This window comes from Alloscardovia macacae, from assembly GCF_002259705.1.
Classification (GTDB): domain Bacteria; phylum Actinomycetota; class Actinomycetes; order Actinomycetales; family Bifidobacteriaceae; genus Alloscardovia; species Alloscardovia macacae.
This window is the reverse complement of the sequence record NZ_MWWT01000005.1, coordinates 173,344-191,155: the sequence shown is the minus strand read 5'-3', so window position 1 is coordinate 191,155 and position 17,812 is coordinate 173,344. Positions and strand designations below refer to the sequence as shown.

Genomic DNA, 17,812 nt, shown 5'->3' with positions numbered 1-17,812 from the left:
TATAATAGACGAACCACGGCTTTGAGTTTATCTGGCTTTTGCATTTTGGCCCATAGCCCCCAGAACACACAGGAGGATACGCGTGAACGCACACGATGAGAAGGATACGCATATGGCTTCGGATCCGCAGGATTTCGCCACTCCTCGGGTGTATCATTCCTCAGGAACTCGCACGCGAGCAGACCAGTGGCGCGATGTGTCTTCTTCCCGCCTCGGAGCCATGGGCCGAAATGCAAGAGGAGCGCGCGTGCCAGAAGGAGCACACGACTCAGATAGCTCCCCCTCCTCCAGCCACGTTCCCCTTCATCACCGCCTCGTGAATGCCAGCCTGAGTATCGCTGTGGTTCTGGTCGTGGCTCTGACGGTATGGGGTGGATTGACCTACTATACGGCACGAAGAAATGCGCCAGAAAATGTCCTCACCCAGACGGTAGACCGTGTCTATACCATCGGATATCAGACGCGCGCGCTGAACCGCATCGAACGCGCGAAAAACGCCACACGCCACACGATAGATAATATGCTCATCGAAGCAAATCCGTTTGGCACGAATACGCTCGCACTGTACGTGTACTTCGTCACGAACGAGCCGGCGAGCGTCTCCTATACAGTGAACGCGCCAGAAACGTCCTACCCCACCTTCACACGGACAGTGTCCACACACGCTCAACGGATGAGCACGCACGAATTTCAGGTCGTGGGGCTTATTCCAGCCACGCGAAACGTCGTGACGTTCAGCATAACGGACGCAAACGGACAGACGACTACGCGTGAATACACATATACGATGGGGGACACGCTCAGCGATGCTCCCGTGCGTGTGCGCGTGGATGACCTGCATAATGCGGGAGATAGCGTGGGACTGGGAGAACTGAACCTCGACGGAGAGGGCGGGAGCTCCGACAGCGCAAGCTCCATCGGACTCTTCGCAGTCATGCCCGCCACGCGCACGAACTCGAGCACGAATTTCGCGTACATGTATGACACGAATGGCGTGCTCCGCAGCGAAATTCCCCTGAAAAATATCACGGCGACGCGTTTTCTCGAACGTCGCGGGTGGCTGTATTACGCCATTAGTCCGAATCAGCTCGCTGTCGTCGCTCCAAGTGGTCATGTGGAAAGCTTCCTGAATTTCGACGGACGCTACACGCTGAACGCTCAGCAGCCCGACTATACGATGGATTCCTCCGGAAATATCCTCGCCATAGCGACGAATGGGGACACTTTTGATTCGACGCGCGAGGTGGGCACTTATGTGGTGCGCATTAACGCGCTGAATGGAAAAATGCGCGTAATGGCAGATATGGCCTCGCTCATGAGCTCCTATAGGTCCGCGACTACGCGGGCGGCTGTGGCTATGTCTGCGGCGGGAAGCTCGGGCTCGGGCTCAGTCTCAGGCTCGGGCGGCCCGGGCTCGGGCGGCTCATCCGCGCTATCGGTCACCCGCACCACCTCCAGCTGGGACTGGCTCGGGCTGAACTCGATAGCGCTTATCGACGACACGCACATTCTGCTGTCCTCGCGTGAAACCTCGTCGCTTCTGACGCTGGACGTCTCGACGGGCGATTCCCCTGTCATCACTGCCATCATTGGACCAGCTCCCCTATGGAATGACACGCAGTATTATGCCGACTACGGCCCGCTTCTGCTGACGAAAGATGGCACTTTCCCTGATGCTGCCGGCCAGAGCGACCTTCACATCTCCGACGTGACGGCAGACGGCTACACGGTCAGCTTCTTTAATAATAATTTTGCATTTTCGCCCACGCGTCCGTTCTTCAACTGGAGCACGGCTATCCCGTCTGCCTCGCAGCGCGCGCAGAACGCCGGCGAGTTCGCCCGCTCGTACATCTACACATACCGCGTGAACACTACTGAACGCACTTTCACGCTCACATCCTCGCAGGCCGTAGAGTACAGTCCGCTTTTTTCAAATGTTCAATTCTTCTCGAGCACATTTCTCACGTCCCAGACGACGAGTGGCTCCTGGGACATCTGGACTGAGGGAGGCACGCGCGTCTCTCGATTTAACGCTGGCGAGCTAGCCGCTTTCCGCCCACTCTACCGAGTGCAGTATGTGCACTATCCGCTGGTGCGGTAAGGCGTGAGGAAAAGGCCAGGCTAGGGTGGGTCCATGGCTAGCCCATAGCCAGGGTGGGGATTACCGGGCTCTCGAGCACGCTTTTGCATTTCTGCCCACGACTCTAGGATGCGTGATTTTCATGAACGGCTTGAATATGCCCATCACTTTTCCGCAGGCCGTGGTGGGTGGCGAGCCCAATGGGCCGAAATGCAAACCCTCGCCGCGCTGCACTACCACGGATTCTTTTCCTGAGCATGAAGACTCTCCTCCACCTACTTGAGAGTCACTGATCGCCAGTACAGACTCCGATACTGGGGTCCTCTTATCGATAAGCCCTATCCTCTCGAGGCCTTTGCATTTCTGCCCATTGATTCTAGATGCCCTTAGTTCCCAATCACGCCCCATCCGCCAGATTCCGCCAGTGAGTTTCGCGCGCGTCCCACCTCTCCTTAAAAGAAATGGGACGAAATGCAAAAGCGCATCCCGCCCCATAAGCCCTCTATTTCTCAGCCCTCAAAAGGACCTCAGCTCCAGCCCCACGCTACAGCTCCAGTCCCCTACAAATCCCTACAGCTCGAATCCCAGCGCCTCAGCCGCCTCGCGCGGCACAGCCTCGAAGGCCCAGTAGTCCTCGAGGTTATCATACGTGGTCAGGCTCCGAGTCTCCGCCTTATCGATGTAGACTTCACCGGCGAGGTGGTCGGTCTCATGCTGGAAGATGCGCGCAGGCCAGTCATGCATTTCTTCCTCATGCTCCTGCCCCATCTCATCGGTCCAGCGAGCGCGGATATTCAGCCAGCGCTTGCGCACAGCCTGGTATCCGTCGAAGCTCAGACACCCTTCATAGAAGCTCGCCGTCGCATCGTCCAGCGGCTCGTACGACGGGTTAATAAGAACAGTAAACGGTAGCTCAGCCACTCCGCGTGGATCATCCTCATCACCGCGCACATGATCTTCGATCACGGCTATGGCCAGTCCCAGACCTATCTGCGGCCCCGCGAGCCCCACGCCAGGAGCAGCGTACATGGTCGAGCGCATCATGTCGATGAGCTTGAGCAGCGTCTTCTGGCTCAGCTGGCCATCGTACTGCGCTGCCTGCATTCGCAGCACGGGCTCGCCGAGCTGCACGATGGGCAGGTTTCCGTCCTCGTCAGTATCCGAGAGCAGCGCCCGCACTTCGCGGTCGAACTCTTTATTCACGTGTGCGCTCGTCCATGCCATGTGCGCGTTCCTTTCTTCTTGTGAGAGTTTTTATAGTGCCAATTCTCGCGCTACCACATCAGCCAGTCTCGCGCACACAGCATCTGCCTGTTCTTGCGTAGCAGCTTCAGCCATAACACGTACGAGTGGTTCAGTTCCCGATGGGCGCAGAAGTACGCGTCCTGTCTCGCCGAGAAGCTCTTCTTCTGCACGCACAGCAGCCTGGACTGCCTCGTTCGTGGCAGCAGCCATCTTATCCACGTTTGGCACATTCACGAGCTGCTGTGGCAGCTGTGGGAAGTCTGCAGCGAGCTCCTTAAGACTGTGTCCGGACTTCATCACTTCATTCGCGAGGCACAGGGCAGTCAGAGTTCCATCGCCTGTGGTGGCGAACTGGCGGTTAATCACGTGCCCCGACTGTTCACCCCCGAGAGTGTACCCACCTTCGAGCATCTTTTCGAGCACGTAGCGGTCACCCACTGCGGTCTGCACGGTCTGAATGCCCATTTTCTTCAGGGCGAGGATGAGCCCGAGGTTACTCATCACTGTGATGACGAGAGTGTTATCCTTCAGCTTTCCTTCACGCTGGTACGCGCGTGCGAGGATACCCATAATCTGGTCACCGTTTACGAGGGTACCATCCTCATCGACTGCTATGCAACGGTCTGCATCACCATCGAAGGCTACGCCCATGACAGCATCAGATGCCTTTACCATGGCCTGGAGCTGCTCTGGATGTGTAGAGCCTGCGTGGTCGTTAATGTTATATCCGTCTGGGGAAGCATTGATCACCACTACATCTGCTCCCGCACGGCGCAGCGCTTCCGGTGCGACCGCGGACGTCGCGCCATTCGCGCAGTCTACTACGATACGCAGCCCCTTCAGAGGGCGCTCACCAGAAGGAGCGATGGACTGCACGAGGTGGTCTATGTACAGGTTCGAAGCCGTCACGTTATCGTGCGAAACGCGGCCTACACCAGCGCCCGTCGGACGCTTCCACTCAGTGCCGAGGATCTCCTCTATCTCGTCTTCCTTCGCGTCCGGAAGCTTAAATCCACCACGAGCAAAGAATTTGATACCATTATCCGGCATGGCGTTATGCGAGGCAGATATCACAGCACCCATCTCCACGTTCAGTACGGACGTGAGGAACGCCACACCCGGGGTCGGCAGAATGCCTACGTCGATGACGTCGAAGCCACCAGCGCTCATACCCGCAGCCAGCGCTGAAGCAAGGAAGTCTCCGGAGACACGCGTGTCGCGACCTATGAGCGCACGCTGACGGCCTTTCGTACCATCGTGCGAGCCCTGGCCTCCCTGCGCATCATGCTCGTCATCTCCGAAGACTCGCACAGCAGCATCTCCCATTTTCAGGGCTAAATCCGCAGTCAGAAGGCCATTTGCCAGACCGCGTACACCATCAGTACCGAATAAACGTGGCATTTTCTCTCCTTAAAATGCTCTATAGAAAAACCTGCCGAAAGACCATCATAGTCTGACGGCAGGTTAAGTGTCCCGACGTGTGCTCAATCGAGGGCGAACTATGCCTTACAGAGCCTCGTTATAGCGCTGGACGCGCAGCACGCGCTTGGAACTGTCGAGGTTCTCGTTCACCATGCGGCGCAGCGCAGCATCAGCAGACGCGTGCGAGGCCATCCACGCCTCTCCCACTTCCACCAAACGCGCTGGATCTGCATAGCTCGGATACAGGCCAGTTCCGCGAGCGGTACCGCTCATGAGGGCCTCGGACATGTGGAAGGTCTTATTCTCCCAAATCCAGTCGATGACCTCAGCATACTTATCCACGTATGGAGCGTAGAGCTCTGGGTCAGAGTTCATCGAGAAGCCACCAGCCACATTTTCCAGCTGGGAGTTCGTCAGCTCATCGTTATGCAGAGCCTGCTCCCATGCCCAGGCCTTCGCCTCAGCAGTAGGGATAGCAGCCTTCGCCATCACAGCAAACTGGCGGTTTTCCGTGGTGTCGCGAGCAGCGAGCTCCGCATCGATTTCAGACACGCCTATCACGCCAGCAGCTGCCTGCGCGATGAGGATGGTCCAGCGGAAGTTATTATCTATCTCGAGGCCATCGAAGACGAGCGAACCAGAGAGCAAACCAGCCGCACGCTCAGCAAACTCAGGATCCGAGCCGTTATTCAGGTATGCCGTCACGAGCTGGAACTGCTCATCCGAGCCAGCATCGGCAGCCTGAGCGAGGCGGAAGAGCTCCTCAGCCACTTCCACCTTCAAGGATGCGCGGCGAGCAGCAGGAGCGTAGTGCCCCGTAGCCGTAGCCACCTGCGCAAGCGCATAGCGGAAGGTGGTGGATTCCTTCTCTGTGCCGAGTGCCTTCAGGCTCGTTTCCACGAAGTCCACAGCAGGGAACTGCGCATCGCGAGTCATATCCCACAGGCTCAGCCACACCACAGCGCGGGTCAGCGCGCTCGAGAAGCGGTAAAGGTTCTGTCGAGCAAACTCGAGAGACTCCGCGTCGAAGCGCAGCTTCGTGTACGTGAGGTCATCCTCGTTCACCATGATGAAGGCAGGACGCTTCTTACCCGCCACAGCCTCGACCACCGTGCGCTCGCCCGTCACGTCGAGGTCGAAGCGCTCGGTCATCTCCACGAGGCCAGTTGCCTCGTTTACATCGTAGAAGGCCACAGCCAGGCGATGGTCACGCAGCACTGGATAGTCCGCAGAAGCAGTCTGGGTGAGCACCATTTCTTCGATGGTGCCATCCTCAGCCGTCGTAACGGTCGAAGTGATGGTATTAATACCCGCGTTCTCCAGCCACTGCTTCGACCAGTTCTTCAGGTCGCGGCCAGAGGTCGCCTCGAGCTCAGCAAGCAAGTCTGCCAGCGTAGCGTTCGAGTACTGGTGCTTGTCGAGGTAGTTATGAATGCCAGCGAAGAATTCCTTGCGGCCCACGTACGCCACGAGCTGCTTTAAGACAGATGCACCCTTTGCGTAGGTGATGCCGTCGAAGTTAATCTCCGTGTCATGCAGGTCCTTGATTTCCGCCACGATAGGGTGCGTGGTCGGCATCTCGTCCTGTGCCTGACCCCAGCTCTTCTCGCCAGACGCGAAGGTGGCCCACGCGTCGTGCCACTGCGTAGTCTCTGCAGTGGCCAGCGTGGAGGTAAACTCCGCGAAGGATTCATTCAGCCACAGGTCGTTCCACCACTTCATGGTCACGAGGTCGCCGAACCACATGTGCGCCAGCTCGTGGAGCACGGTCACATCGCGACGCTCGAAGAGAGCATCCGTCACCTTCGACTCGAAGATGTACGAGTCGCGAATGGTCACAGTGCCGATGTTCTCCATAGCACCCGCGTTATATTCTGGCACGAAGAGCTGGTCGTACTTCGCATATGGATATGGTACGCCCCAGGTCTCGTCGTAGAAGTCCATGCCCTTCTTCGTCACGTCGAAGAGGTAGTCCACGTCCTTCGCCATAGCGTCCTTCAGAGCCTGGCGCGAGTAGATGGCCATAGGCACCACGCGGCCATCCGAAAGAGTGTGCGTAGTGTGCCAGCTGGCATATGGGCCTGCCACGATGGCGGTGAGGTACGAGCTCATCTTCGGGGTGGTCGGGTACGTCCAGCGCTTCGCGCCGCTTCCCTCTCCGAGTGAGACTGGCTCGTTCGCTGGCATGATGGAGATGACTTCCCAGTTCTCCGGAGCATCCACTGTAAAGTCGAAGGTCGCCTTAATGTCTGGCTGGTCGAAGACAGCGTAGACGCGGCGTGCATCTGGCACTTCGAACTGCGTATACAGGTAGACGTTTCCGTCCGTCGGGTCGAGGCTGCGGTGCATGCCCTCACCCGTGTGCGAGTACTGTGCGAGCGCGTCCACGGTGAGCGTGTTCTGCGCCTTCAGTCCGCTCAGCTCGATGCGATGGTCCACGAATGCGGTCGCTGGGTCCAGCTTTTCGCCGTTCAGCTCGATGCTCGTGACCGTGTTCGCGATGAGGTCCACGAACGTGGATGCACCCTCGCGAGCGTCGAAGGTGATGGTCGAGATGCTACGGAAGTCCGTGTCTCCCTGGTTCACGTCGAGGTGGACCGCGTAGTGGACGTTCGAGACGACGCCGGCGCGTTCCTGAGCTTCGACGCGTGTGAGATTAGCTCCTGGCATGGTGCTCCTTTTCTTGTTTTTCTGTCAATTTTTCCGTCTTCTAGCGCTGCACATCTTTCGCGATGTCAGCCACCACTGGCACGATCATAGGGCGACGACGGTTAAACTTGCGTGCTATCCAGCCCCCGAGTGTGCGGCGCATGATCTGCTGAAGCTGGTGGTTATCCTTCGTACCGCGCGCCATGGCATCTTCCACATCCGAGACGATGCGCGAGCGCACTTCCATGAAGTCGCTTTCGTCTTCGGCCACAGCGTTCAGGTAAATCTTCGGGCCGCTGACGACCTCACGGCGGTCCGTATCCACCACGAGGAAGGAGGAAACGAATCCTTCTTCTGAGAGAATGCGGCGCTTTTCGAGTTCTTCTTCGCCTATCTCGCCCACGGACTGGCCGTCCACGTAGACATATCCGCATGGAACAGAGCCCACTACAGCCGCCTGGCCCTTATAGAGGTCCACGACGTCACCATCCTCTGCGAGGACCACGTTATTCGGGTCCACACCAGTCTTCACAGCGATGAGGCCATTAGCTACGAGGTGGCGGTGCTCACCGTGGATAGGCATGGCGGCCTTCGGCTGAACGATGTTATAGAAGTACAGCAGTTCGCCTTCATCACAGTGACCGGATACGTGGATAGCCGCATTATCCTTATTTACCACGCGAGCACCCATGCGAGTGAGCTTGTTAATGACCTTATAGACGCCATGCTCATTTCCTGGGATCAGAGAGCTGGCGAGAATAACGGTGTCGAACTCACCCACGGTGATGTCTGGGTGGTTACCATCTGCTATACGGCCGAGCGCAGCCATAGGCTCACCCTGCGAGCCCGTGCACATGTACACTATCTTATCATCCTGGATATCCGCAGCCTGCTTGAGGTCCACGACAGTATCTTCAGGCAAGTGCAGGTAGCCGAGGTCTGCAGCGATGCCCATGTTTCGCACCATGGAGCGTCCCACGAAGACCACTTTACGCCCGTGCTTATGCGCAGCATCCACCACCTGCTGGACGCGGTGCACGTGCGAGGAGAAGCTCGCTACGATTATCTTTCGGCTGGCCTCGCCGAATGCACGGTCGAGAGCCGGACCGATGGTGGTTTCCGGCTTCACAAAGCCTGGCACTTCTGCATTCGTCGAGTCGGACATAAGCAGGTCCACACCCTGCTCGCCGAGCTTCGCAAACTGGCGCAGATCAGTGATCTTATGATCGAGCGGAAGCTGGTCGAGCTTCATATCCCCCGTATCGATGATGTGTCCTGCCGGGGTCTTTACCGACACGGCAAGCGCATCCGGAATGGAGTGCGTCACGCTGATGAACTCGAGGTTAAAGGCACCCACCTTCATCTTATCGCGGCCCTGAACAGGCTTGAGGACTGGATTAATGCGGTGTTCCTTACACTTCGCTTCGACGAGTGCGAGGGTGAGCTTCGAGCCGATAAGCGGAATATCCTTGCGCAGACGCAGCAGATACGGTACTCCACCGATGTGGTCTTCATGACCATGGGTGAGCACGAGTGCTTCCACCTTATCGAGGCGGTCCTTAATATAGTTAAAGTCTGGCAGAATGAGGTCTACGCCCGGCTGCTCTTCTTCTGGGAAGAGCACACCACAGTCGATGAGCAGGATGTGACCGTTATATTCGATCACATTCATGTTACGGCCGATTTCGCCGAGGCCACCCAGTGGCACGATGCGCATAGAGCCCTTGCGATACTTCGGAGGAGCTATCAGTGGCATACCGTCTGATGTGGTATTCGGGTTCGCCTGAGCGTTTACTGCACGTACTGGTCCGCTGTTTCGGCTATTCGTGCGTGGTTTGCGGCTACGCGTGCTTGCTGCAGCACTCGAGCGGCGAGAGCCACCGCGAGACGAGCTGGACGAACGGGTCGAACGGGTCGATGATGCAGAGCGCGCGCTGCGCTTTTCTCCCGTAGCATTTTTTCGCGTATTCTTACGCGTTCCTTGAGTGGAAGGCATGATACACCTTTCGTTATAACGTAGGAACCTGCGCATCGTAAAGGCAGGCTCGTGAAGCCTTATCCACTACCTGTACTGAATGACTATGTCTCTCATCCTTACTTCGCGTGCTTGAGCACGCCAGCAGCACGCATTCCTTCACGTGCTTTCACGAGCTGATCCGCATTCGGTCCCACGTTCGGCAAGCGCATGGTCGAGTCAGAGATATATCCCTGTACTTCGCACGCAGCCTTCGCCATCACGCCCTGGAAACCGTCTCCATTTAAAGCACCTACGAGTGGTGCGAGCTGGACGGCTATGCGCTGTGCTTCGAGGATATGTCCCTCATCAAAAGCAGCAGTAAGCTCACGCAAAGGACCGGAAGCCACATGCGCGATGACGGATATGATGCCTACTGCTCCGATGGACAGGAACGGTAAGTATACTCCATCATCCCCGGAGTACCATGCCAAGCCCGTCTCCATCTTCTTCACTACTGCAGCCGCGAGGTCTCCCGTAGCATCCTTCACTGCCTTAACCTGAGACAGACCAGCGAGACGAACATACGTATTCGTCGAGATGCGCACTCCTGTGCGTCCTGGGACGTCATAGATAATAACTGGCACATCAGAGGAATCATTCACAGCCTTATAGTGCTGGTAGATTCCTTCCTGCGATGGGCGCGAGTAGTACGGAGCTACGATGAGCAGGGCATCTGCACCTGCTTCCTGGATATGCTCAGCCATGCGCACAGAATGCGCAGTATCATTCGAACCGGCGCCCGTAATAATAGGGACATCGACGACTTCTTTTACAGCACGCACGATGTCTATTTTCTCTTCGAGGTGCGTCGTAGGAGACTCGCCGGTCGTTCCATTCAGTAAGATGCCATCTGCACCGTCAGCCACGAGGTGCTGCGCGAGTTTCTGCGCAGCCTCGTAGTCCACGGTTCCATCCGCCTTCATAGGAGTAACCATAGCTGGAATTACTCGCCCGAACGGCGCACTTTCTAACAGATGCATCTCGGTAGTCATACTTTAAAAAGTACCTTCTGGGGGTGACGTTCTTTACAAATCGAGGTACTGGTCGAGTCCCACACTCAGCCCCGCGCGCGTTCCCGCCTTACGAACTGCGAGTAACACGCCCGGCATGAACGACGTACGGTCGAAAGAGTCCGCGCGGATGACCAGCTGCTCGCCTGCGTTTCCGAAGAGGATCTCCTCGTGCGCATTCAGCCCGCGCAGGCGCACCGCGTGCACATGTATGCCGTCCACCACCTGTCCGCGCGAGCCGCCATCCGTCTGCGTATTATCCGGAATGTTTGGCATACCGGCTGCCTGGCGAGCTGCGGCGAGCGCGTGCGCCGTATGCAGCGCTGTTCCGCTCGGTGCATCCACCTTATCCGGATGGTGCAATTCTACAATTTCTGCGGACTCGAAGTACTTCGCAGCCTGCGCTGCGAAGTACTCGGCGAGTACAGTCGAGATGGCGAAATTTGGAGCGATGAAGACGCTGAGACCCGGATGCTCTTTAAGATCCGCACGCACGATGTCCATCTTCTCTTCAGTCCAGCCCGTAGTCCCCACGACCACATGGACACCGCTTTTCACGAGAGCACGGACGTTCTCGAGGCTGGCGCTCGGGACAGAGAATTCCACTGCCACATCCGTGTTCTCCGGGGTAATGGCAGTAATATCCTCGCCTGCATCGATGGTCAGAGCCAGCTCCATATACTTTGCATTTCGGACCGCGGCCACGACGTGCTGCCCCATGCGGCCTTTCGCACCGATGACGGATACTCGAATCATAGTATTACTCCTTTATACTTTTCTGGTACATACGAACGTGCAGATATCCAAGGAAGAAGAGCGGAAGCGCCAGAAGCGCATTCACCCACAGGAGGTGTAGCGTGGCAGTATTACCGAACTGATCGAGGAATATGCCCGACACTGCAGACCCCAGTGATGCTCCCACCGCACCACCCGTGGAAATCCAGCTGAGACCTTCAGTAAGCTTTTTCGCTGGAGCTGTCTGGCGCATAATGAGATTTGCCGTAGCGTACGTCGGGGCGACGAACAGGCCCGCTACCACGCCGAAGAATGCTGCGAAAGGAATATGCGGGATGCTCATGGCTACTCCTGCCACTCCAGCAGAGAGTAATGCCATGAACATCATCATGCGCATCCACGGATTATGCTTATGCGAACGTGACCCGAAGACGAGCGCGCCGATAAGCGAACCAACTGCTATGGTAGCCAGCATGAATCCTGTGAAATGATACAAACCTAAGCTCTTCATAACTGCCGTCATGGTCACGTCGAAGGCGGAGAAGGTAGAATTGAACAAAATGATAGCCAGCACCATAAGAAGCATGCCCGGATACAGCAGGATGTTCCGGCCTTTCAAACGCTCGGACTCCGCGCGAGCAGAACCGGACGCCTGAACGCTCTTCATGGATAGCACGGCCGGAGGATTCGCAGACGGAAGATTATAGAAGATAAGCGCACCAGCAAAGTTAATGCCGCCGAACAGAATAAAAGGAATAATGGTCGAAACCGGCGGAAAACTCGTAGAAATAGTCGCAGCGAGGATAGGTCCGATGATGAAAATCAACTCATCGACCGCAGCCTCCCACGAGTACGCAGCATTCAGATAATCGTCCGATTGATCACGTAACGCCCACGCCCAGCGCGTACGCACGAGAGCGCCGACCGAATACATGGTAAAGCCCATAGGCACGACGAGAGCGAAAAGCAGCGCGAGCGGCGCCCGCAGATACGCGGCGAGCGCGAAACCGAGGAGAAGCGCGAACTGAATGGGGGCGATGATAAGCCCCACGCGCTTCTGACCGTACGTATCGAAAAGCTTCGCGATGAACGGCGTCACAGCAGCTGAACAGATAACGAAGGTGGCGCTCATAAGTCCCGCTGCCGTCCACTCGTTATACAGATTATTCAAACACAGCACGATACTCAGACCTATAGTAGACATGGTCGAGCGCGTCATCGCTCCTGACGCGGAAAATGCTACTGTTCCGGGAACCTGGAAAATCTTCCTAAACACTACTTCTCATACTTTCTGTCGTGTTCTAGCCGTGGATTTTAACGTGGGCGCGGCGTACCACGGAGTTACGGTACAGTGTTACAACTGACCGACGTAAATGTACTTATCCACTATGCTACCGCCAGGGCCTGGAACGCGATGCTGCTCAGCCACACGCTCCATGCCGCGGTAATCGTAAAAACCATAGTCGCACGTGCTGTCTGTGTAGAGATAATACTGACTCGCTCCCGATTCGCGCATGGATCCTTCTGCTGCTGCCAGGAGACGCTTTCCTACACCTTTTCCTCGCGCCTTCGCATCCATCATAAAGAGGCGTAGCTCAGCCTGCGAGACTTTCGCGGCTGGCTTCTCGAGGTCTATGGTGCGCTGAGCGTCAGCGAGAAAATCCTCCAGCATAGCTGCGAAATGAGAATCCTGCGCGGCGAACGTATAGGCGCGGTCAAGTTCCTTCTGCGCTATGGCTTTCTGACTTGTAGCGTAGCGCTGAATATCCGCATCATTTCGCCACATAGACACGCCGAGGATGACGGATTCAGCTACTTCTTCAGCCACGAGAGCATGTGTAGACGTCTCGAGGTAATGCGCAGTGTCGAAGCGTGCCATGGAGTAAAGATGCTCGCACGTCTGCTGGTCTGCATACTGCGCATCAGAGGCATACCATGTGTCAAACATAATCCTGCTCAACTGCGCGAGGTCGCTCTCTACCACTGGGCGCAGGCGTATAGTGTGGGTCATCTGTCACCTATCTTTCTTATGCCTGTCAGTCTAGCAAAGGGGGCGGTTAGTATGGCGTGAAAGAAAAGACACCAGTCCGGAGATGGGCTGTGGGCTCGGCGCCGGGGGTTTTGCATTTCGGCCCATGGAGTGAGTGGCTGTATGATGGCAGAGCTCCAGCCGAAAGCTCAGAGCCTATCTCTTTCCTAACCTCTGAGAGTCTTCATGAGGTTCAGCAGGTCCTTCGCTCCGAGCTGCGGCAAGTAGGCATGGCTAATAGCCAGGGAGATTTGAGCTAACTTCGAGGAGTCCGGATACACGATAAACACGTGCTGTTCCTCAGGCTGGAACTTCTTCTTAAAGAAGAAGAGCGAACTAAAACCATAGGCTGGTTCGAGAATTTTCGCCACGAACTGGAGAACGTGAGAAAGAAGTTCGGACTGCCCTTCATGGATTTCTACGCCCGAAAGTGGTGCTGCAGAGAGGCTGAGGAACTCGATAGAACTCCCCTCGTTATTTTCACTCTCATCATCTTCGCACTCATCATGGAGACGCTCTGCCATCCGCGCGATGAGAAACTCCATCACCCCTTTCATACTGTCACTACGGTGACGCATAAAGTCTAGAGTCCATCCCACTACGACCCCATCGCGATACGTAGGAAGCCAGCTCGTCACAGCCTGAACCCGGCCAAACTCATCTATCGCATAGAGAATCTGCACTCGAGGATCCATGAGTTCCTCTACCCCACCCAGAGTGAACTTCATCTCCGGCAGAGCTTTTTCTTCGGACCATTCTTCAGAAATATCCATAATCTGTTCGCGCACGGGAGCAGGCATCTGCTCATACGTGGTAAGGATATCTCTCAATCCTTCACGCTTTGCCTTATTCAGCGCTGTGCGAATATCCTGCCACTTCTTTCCCGTCGGCGACCATTCGCGCGGACGAATGATCATCTCCGTGCCCACATCAAGACTGTTCCATCCCCAGGATTCGAGAATGGAGCGCTCATCATCGTGTACGCTATACAGGACTGGTGTCCATCCGCGCTCCTGGCAGAACGTGCTAAACCCCGCGAGAGCCTTTTCAGCATTCGCTGAGGGGCCACATACGCCGGTCAAGGCTATGGCTACATTAAAAAGAACGCGGTACGCGATGGCATTCTGCCCATCCGCACTAAACCAGTACTGATTCCCCTCCCATGTAGACATGAAGGAGAGGGAGTTTCCGCCCTGCGTGATAATGGCATTTAACCGTTCGCTCTGACTATGACCATTCATGTATGCAGAACGGAACCACCACAGGAGGACGGCACAGACAAAGATCCAGAATACTGGGCCAGCAGTATTAAGGATAGCGAGCTCTGTAGGCGTGTACAGCTTCGTATCTTTGAAGCTCCATGTTTGACGTAAAAAGCCCATAGGAACAAGATATGTCGCCACACCCATGACAGCTTCGAGAGGGTACACGTGGAACGAGCCACCAGAAAAGTCCGTGAGCTTCGAGAAAATAATCCATCCGCACACGCTCGCTAAAACTCCTCCAGCAAGGACTATGCCGCTTACACCAGCGAGTGCATTCCACCGGCTCATGCGGTACGGGAAGGACGGTAGATTCGCCAGAATCATGATGATGAGACTAGCCATAGCGAGCACGATAAGAGTGAATTCCGTCATGCCTCCATGGAAGAAGACGAAACGGAGACGGTCACGCAGAGGGATATCATAGTAGGAACTCTTCTCCAGTGGAAGGAAGACATAGAAGCTGGCCGTTAAGGCTGCGAGGAAAGTGCTCATCACGATAGATGCCCATGCTGCAGCACGTCTTCCATGGAAAAGGCCCCACGCGATGGTGACCATAACGAGCAGAAGTGCGATGCTAAGAATGGTAGCAGACACGCCAGCCGCCCCTAATGCTCGATGAGCGACGAGACAGTCTGCACGAAGAGCATCATTCGTACACAAGCGCTGACCGGGAAAACTCACATAGTCAGAACTCATGAGAGTTCCTAGAACGGACAGTGGACCCACGCGCAGAGGGGACAGGACGGAGATGACAGGGCCGAACGCGAAGATCATATATACGGAAGCGATAATGCGACGGCGTTCCACAGCGCCTATATATGTATACCTCACAGTGAGGCGAGACACGTCTGCACTGGAGATCATAAAACCATACATCTGGCCGACGAAGGCACTGAAAAGAAAAGCATAATCCTTTACTTCGCCACGGTAAAGAATGAGCATGCCTATAGCTGCGTACGTAATAATGCTTATGTGCCTCTGCCACAGAGTGGACATGCGCGCTGTCGAAGCGAGAAACACGCCGATGACCGCCACGCCGATGCCATACCGGAGTGTCGCACTCTGAAGAGATGCCCACCGCAGAGTCCCCGAATACAGTGCAAAGTACACTCCGAGAGCTGACGAGATGCCGATAACGGTACTCACCACAGCAGCTGCGAAACTCTGTGCTATGCCCAGGAGCCGCTCAGCTGTTCCGAAGAGAAGAAGGATAGCTGCTGTCCCGAAAATCAGCTCCGCCATAGTATTCACGATGATAAGCGTGCCGAGACTGCGCGCCCAGCCATACCCACCAAGACTCACATACGTCGCTTCGAAAAGGCTTCCCGGGAACCTACTTCCCACTTTTACTATGCCATAGCGAGCAAGGGTACCCCCATCCCAGAGAATGCGCCACAGAGTATTCACGAGGAAAAAAGCCACCGCGAAGCCTACTGTCCAGGGACGACGTTCGAAAAAGCGCAGAAGGTCTCGCAGGATAACGCGAACGGACTGGCCGAGGTCACGAGAAGTTTTCTGAGAATGATGCATTATCTCACTTCTTTCTGGGGATTCTGAGTCTGTGCTGCTTCGGGAAGAGGCTGGAGGTCTGGATAATCCGAAAGCTTCGGTTTGTTCAGTATCTGCCCGCCTAGCTTAGCCTCCACCGACGAAGACAAGCCTGTCTCATACCCGAAGATATCGAGCCCATAGCGCATTACTGCTCGCACCGTCTGCCAGTCGTGGCCAGACTTTTTAGCAAGGACGGAAGATACGGACCATCCTGCTTTTGCGGCAAAACGGCTGATAGCTACCTCATTTCGCTGTGCGAGAGGGTCGAGCTCACCTGCTGCGAGGATAATGGTGTGCTGCGGAATCTCTGTAGATGCAAAGGAAGAACTGGCATACTTCGCGAAGGCATTCTGCGGTATGTGCGCCTCATATACTGCTTTATCTCCGCCGAAATAATCCTGAATCATAGTGGATTCTGAGCCAGCATTTGGCGAGAGCTCGCCAGACACGTCGATGATGTGTGAGAACAGCTGTGGGTATGTAGGCCCCAGCTGAACAGAGCATGTCCCGCCTTGGGAGAAGCCCGCAAGCCCCCACTTCGTATGATCTTTCGTCACGGGAAGAGTACTTTCTATCCAGCGGATAACGTCCTGAGTTAAGTACGTTTCTGCATTCCCATACGGGCGAGTATTCGCGCACAGAGTGTTATGGAAGCGAGCACCAAGCTGATCTGGCGAGACGATAACGGGCGCGAGACCATGGTGTGTCTTCGCATACGCGTCTGCGAGTGCACCTATCTGTCCGGCGGTAAAGAAGGTATCTGGATTCCCCGGCTGTCCAGACAGAACGAGGAGAACAGGCATATCTGGCACTTTCTTCCCCAGAACTGCCGGTGGAAGGTAGACGACAGCTGTACGTGCGCGAAAATGCGACGTCGTGGCAGGAATATCCACACTGTTTATACGCCCGCGCGATGGGACGGACGACGAGGAGGAGAGGTAGTCCGTGATGGAAGAATTGACCACAGGAAAACTGGACGCACGCTCGAAATGTTCGACGCCGAGGAGAGTCCGAACAGTGGGATACTGGCCATAGACGGCGTTTATCTGCAAGGCACTCAGGAGAATGGCGGCCGGCACGAGCAGGACGGCGAGCACGCGGCGCCACGAACGGTGAATACGAACCGAGACGAGCGCAAAGCCGATGAGCGCACTGCCGAGAGCGACACGCAGGGTGATCTTACGGCCGAGGCTCACACCGAACGCTACGATAACGTCCGAGAGAAGCCACGCGATGGCCCAGCCTACTGCACCGGCGACGATAGTCCAGAAAAACTGACGGAGGAAGGCGTGGTAGGGCGAGACACTTCGCGAAGCTGTGGGCGAGACGCTTCGTAGAGGGACGCTTCGCGAAACACGCGCGCTCGGTCGATATACCCCCATCCTTAAGGGCAGAAGAGAAAGGACGAGGACGGCCACGATTCCCATGCTCCCCCACATGACCCATCCACCATCGATATGCGTGTTTAGCCACCATGTGTTCATGTCGGACAGCCATTGATATATCTGATATACCGGCGATGCGTTCACCTCGCTCCACCTCTCTGTCTTTCTGACGCTTTCGCTTTGTTCACATCCCATGGTAGGAGCGTTTTATTACGAAACGGTACGTTGAGGACCATATTCAGGGAAATCTTAGGGTCTTCCCGGATAAAGCGGGGCGGATGGGACCAGCGCGACGGGCGGAGCGGATGGCGGGGCGGGTTCTGGGGGTGAAAGTCCCGGCTGAGCTGCTGAAATACGTTTTTGCATTTCAGCCCATTGCGTACAGGTGACGCGCATATGGTCAGCAGAGTAAGGCGCGGTTTTT

General features: G+C 56.1%; 11 protein-coding genes. 1 reads left to right on the top strand and 10 read right to left on the bottom strand.

Annotation, left to right across the window (positions count from 1 at the left end; translation table 11 throughout):
- Nucleotides 1-82: 82 nt before the first annotated feature.
- Entirely contained in the window at nucleotides 83-2,101 is a 2,019-nt protein-coding gene (locus tag ALMA_RS03585; RefSeq protein ID WP_094726397.1) for an aryl-sulfate sulfotransferase, read from the top strand.
- A gap of 549 nt (nucleotides 2,102-2,650) precedes the next feature.
- On the opposite strand, the gene ALMA_RS03575 is transcribed toward ALMA_RS03585, so the two are convergent.
- The 10 genes from ALMA_RS03575 to ALMA_RS03530 form a co-directional block, all read right to left on the bottom strand.
- Entirely contained in the window at nucleotides 2,651-3,304 is a 654-nt protein-coding gene (locus ALMA_RS03575) for a peptide deformylase (protein ID WP_094726395.1), read from the bottom strand.
- A gap of 30 nt (nucleotides 3,305-3,334) precedes the next feature.
- Complete coding sequence (gene glmM / locus ALMA_RS03570; RefSeq protein WP_094726394.1) at nucleotides 3,335-4,726, bottom strand: phosphoglucosamine mutase; 1,392 nt, start codon at nucleotides 4,724-4,726, stop codon at nucleotides 3,335-3,337.
- Nucleotides 4,727-4,831: 105 nt separating this feature from the next.
- On the bottom strand, nucleotides 4,832-7,417 hold the full coding sequence (gene pepN, locus ALMA_RS03565) for an aminopeptidase N (RefSeq protein ID WP_094726393.1): 2,586 nt from the start codon (nucleotides 7,415-7,417) through the stop codon (nucleotides 4,832-4,834).
- Between the two features lie 40 nt (nucleotides 7,418-7,457).
- On the bottom strand, nucleotides 7,458-9,392 hold the full coding sequence (locus tag ALMA_RS03560; protein ID WP_094726392.1) for a ribonuclease J: 1,935 nt from the start codon (nucleotides 9,390-9,392) through the stop codon (nucleotides 7,458-7,460).
- Between the two features lie 98 nt (nucleotides 9,393-9,490).
- Complete coding sequence (gene dapA, locus ALMA_RS03555; protein ID WP_169712309.1) at nucleotides 9,491-10,393, bottom strand: 4-hydroxy-tetrahydrodipicolinate synthase; 903 nt, start codon at nucleotides 10,391-10,393, stop codon at nucleotides 9,491-9,493.
- A gap of 45 nt (nucleotides 10,394-10,438) precedes the next feature.
- The gene (gene dapB, locus ALMA_RS03550; protein ID WP_094726391.1) at nucleotides 10,439-11,179 is read right to left on the bottom strand and encodes a 4-hydroxy-tetrahydrodipicolinate reductase; all 741 of its coding nucleotides are present in this window, start codon (nucleotides 11,177-11,179) and stop codon (nucleotides 10,439-10,441) included.
- 4 nt (nucleotides 11,180-11,183) lie between these two features.
- Entirely contained in the window at nucleotides 11,184-12,362 is a 1,179-nt protein-coding gene (locus ALMA_RS03545) for an MFS transporter (RefSeq protein ID WP_158520650.1), read from the bottom strand.
- 150 nt (nucleotides 12,363-12,512) lie between these two features.
- Complete coding sequence (locus ALMA_RS03540; protein ID WP_094726389.1) at nucleotides 12,513-13,169, bottom strand: GNAT family N-acetyltransferase; 657 nt, start codon at nucleotides 13,167-13,169, stop codon at nucleotides 12,513-12,515.
- Between the two features lie 185 nt (nucleotides 13,170-13,354).
- Nucleotides 13,355-15,982, bottom strand: coding sequence for a bifunctional lysylphosphatidylglycerol flippase/synthetase MprF (locus tag ALMA_RS03535; RefSeq protein ID WP_094726388.1), 2,628 nt, complete (start codon nucleotides 15,980-15,982; stop codon nucleotides 13,355-13,357).
- The gene (locus tag ALMA_RS03530) at nucleotides 15,982-17,487 is read right to left on the bottom strand and encodes an alpha/beta hydrolase (protein ID WP_158520649.1); all 1,506 of its coding nucleotides are present in this window, start codon (nucleotides 17,485-17,487) and stop codon (nucleotides 15,982-15,984) included. Before ALMA_RS03530 ends, ALMA_RS03535 begins: the two co-directional genes overlap by 1 nt.
- Nucleotides 17,488-17,812: the final 325 nt, after the last annotated feature.

Excerpts from the sequence above, each read along its gene's own strand:
- ALMA_RS03560 (WP_094726392.1), bottom strand. The coding sequence starts at position 9,392 with ATGCCTTCCACTCAAGGAACGCGTAAGAATACGCGAAAAAATGCTACG.
- ALMA_RS03545 (WP_158520650.1), bottom strand. The coding sequence starts at position 12,362 with ATGTCTACTATAGGTCTGAGTATCGTGCTGTGTTTGAATAATCTGTAT.
- dapA (WP_169712309.1), bottom strand. The coding sequence starts at position 10,393 with ATGCATCTGTTAGAAAGTGCGCCGTTCGGGCGAGTAATTCCAGCTATG.
- pepN (WP_094726393.1), bottom strand. The coding sequence starts at position 7,417 with ATGCCAGGAGCTAATCTCACACGCGTCGAAGCTCAGGAACGCGCCGGC.
- ALMA_RS03575 (WP_094726395.1), bottom strand. The coding sequence starts at position 3,304 with ATGGCATGGACGAGCGCACACGTGAATAAAGAGTTCGACCGCGAAGTG.
- dapB (WP_094726391.1), bottom strand. The coding sequence starts at position 11,179 with ATGATTCGAGTATCCGTCATCGGTGCGAAAGGCCGCATGGGGCAGCAC.
- ALMA_RS03530 (WP_158520649.1), bottom strand. The coding sequence starts at position 17,487 with ATGAACACATGGTGGCTAAACACGCATATCGATGGTGGATGGGTCATG.
- ALMA_RS03535 (WP_094726388.1), bottom strand. The coding sequence starts at position 15,982 with ATGCATCATTCTCAGAAAACTTCTCGTGACCTCGGCCAGTCCGTTCGC.
- ALMA_RS03540 (WP_094726389.1), bottom strand. The coding sequence starts at position 13,169 with ATGACCCACACTATACGCCTGCGCCCAGTGGTAGAGAGCGACCTCGCG.
- glmM (WP_094726394.1), bottom strand. The coding sequence starts at position 4,726 with ATGCCACGTTTATTCGGTACTGATGGTGTACGCGGTCTGGCAAATGGC.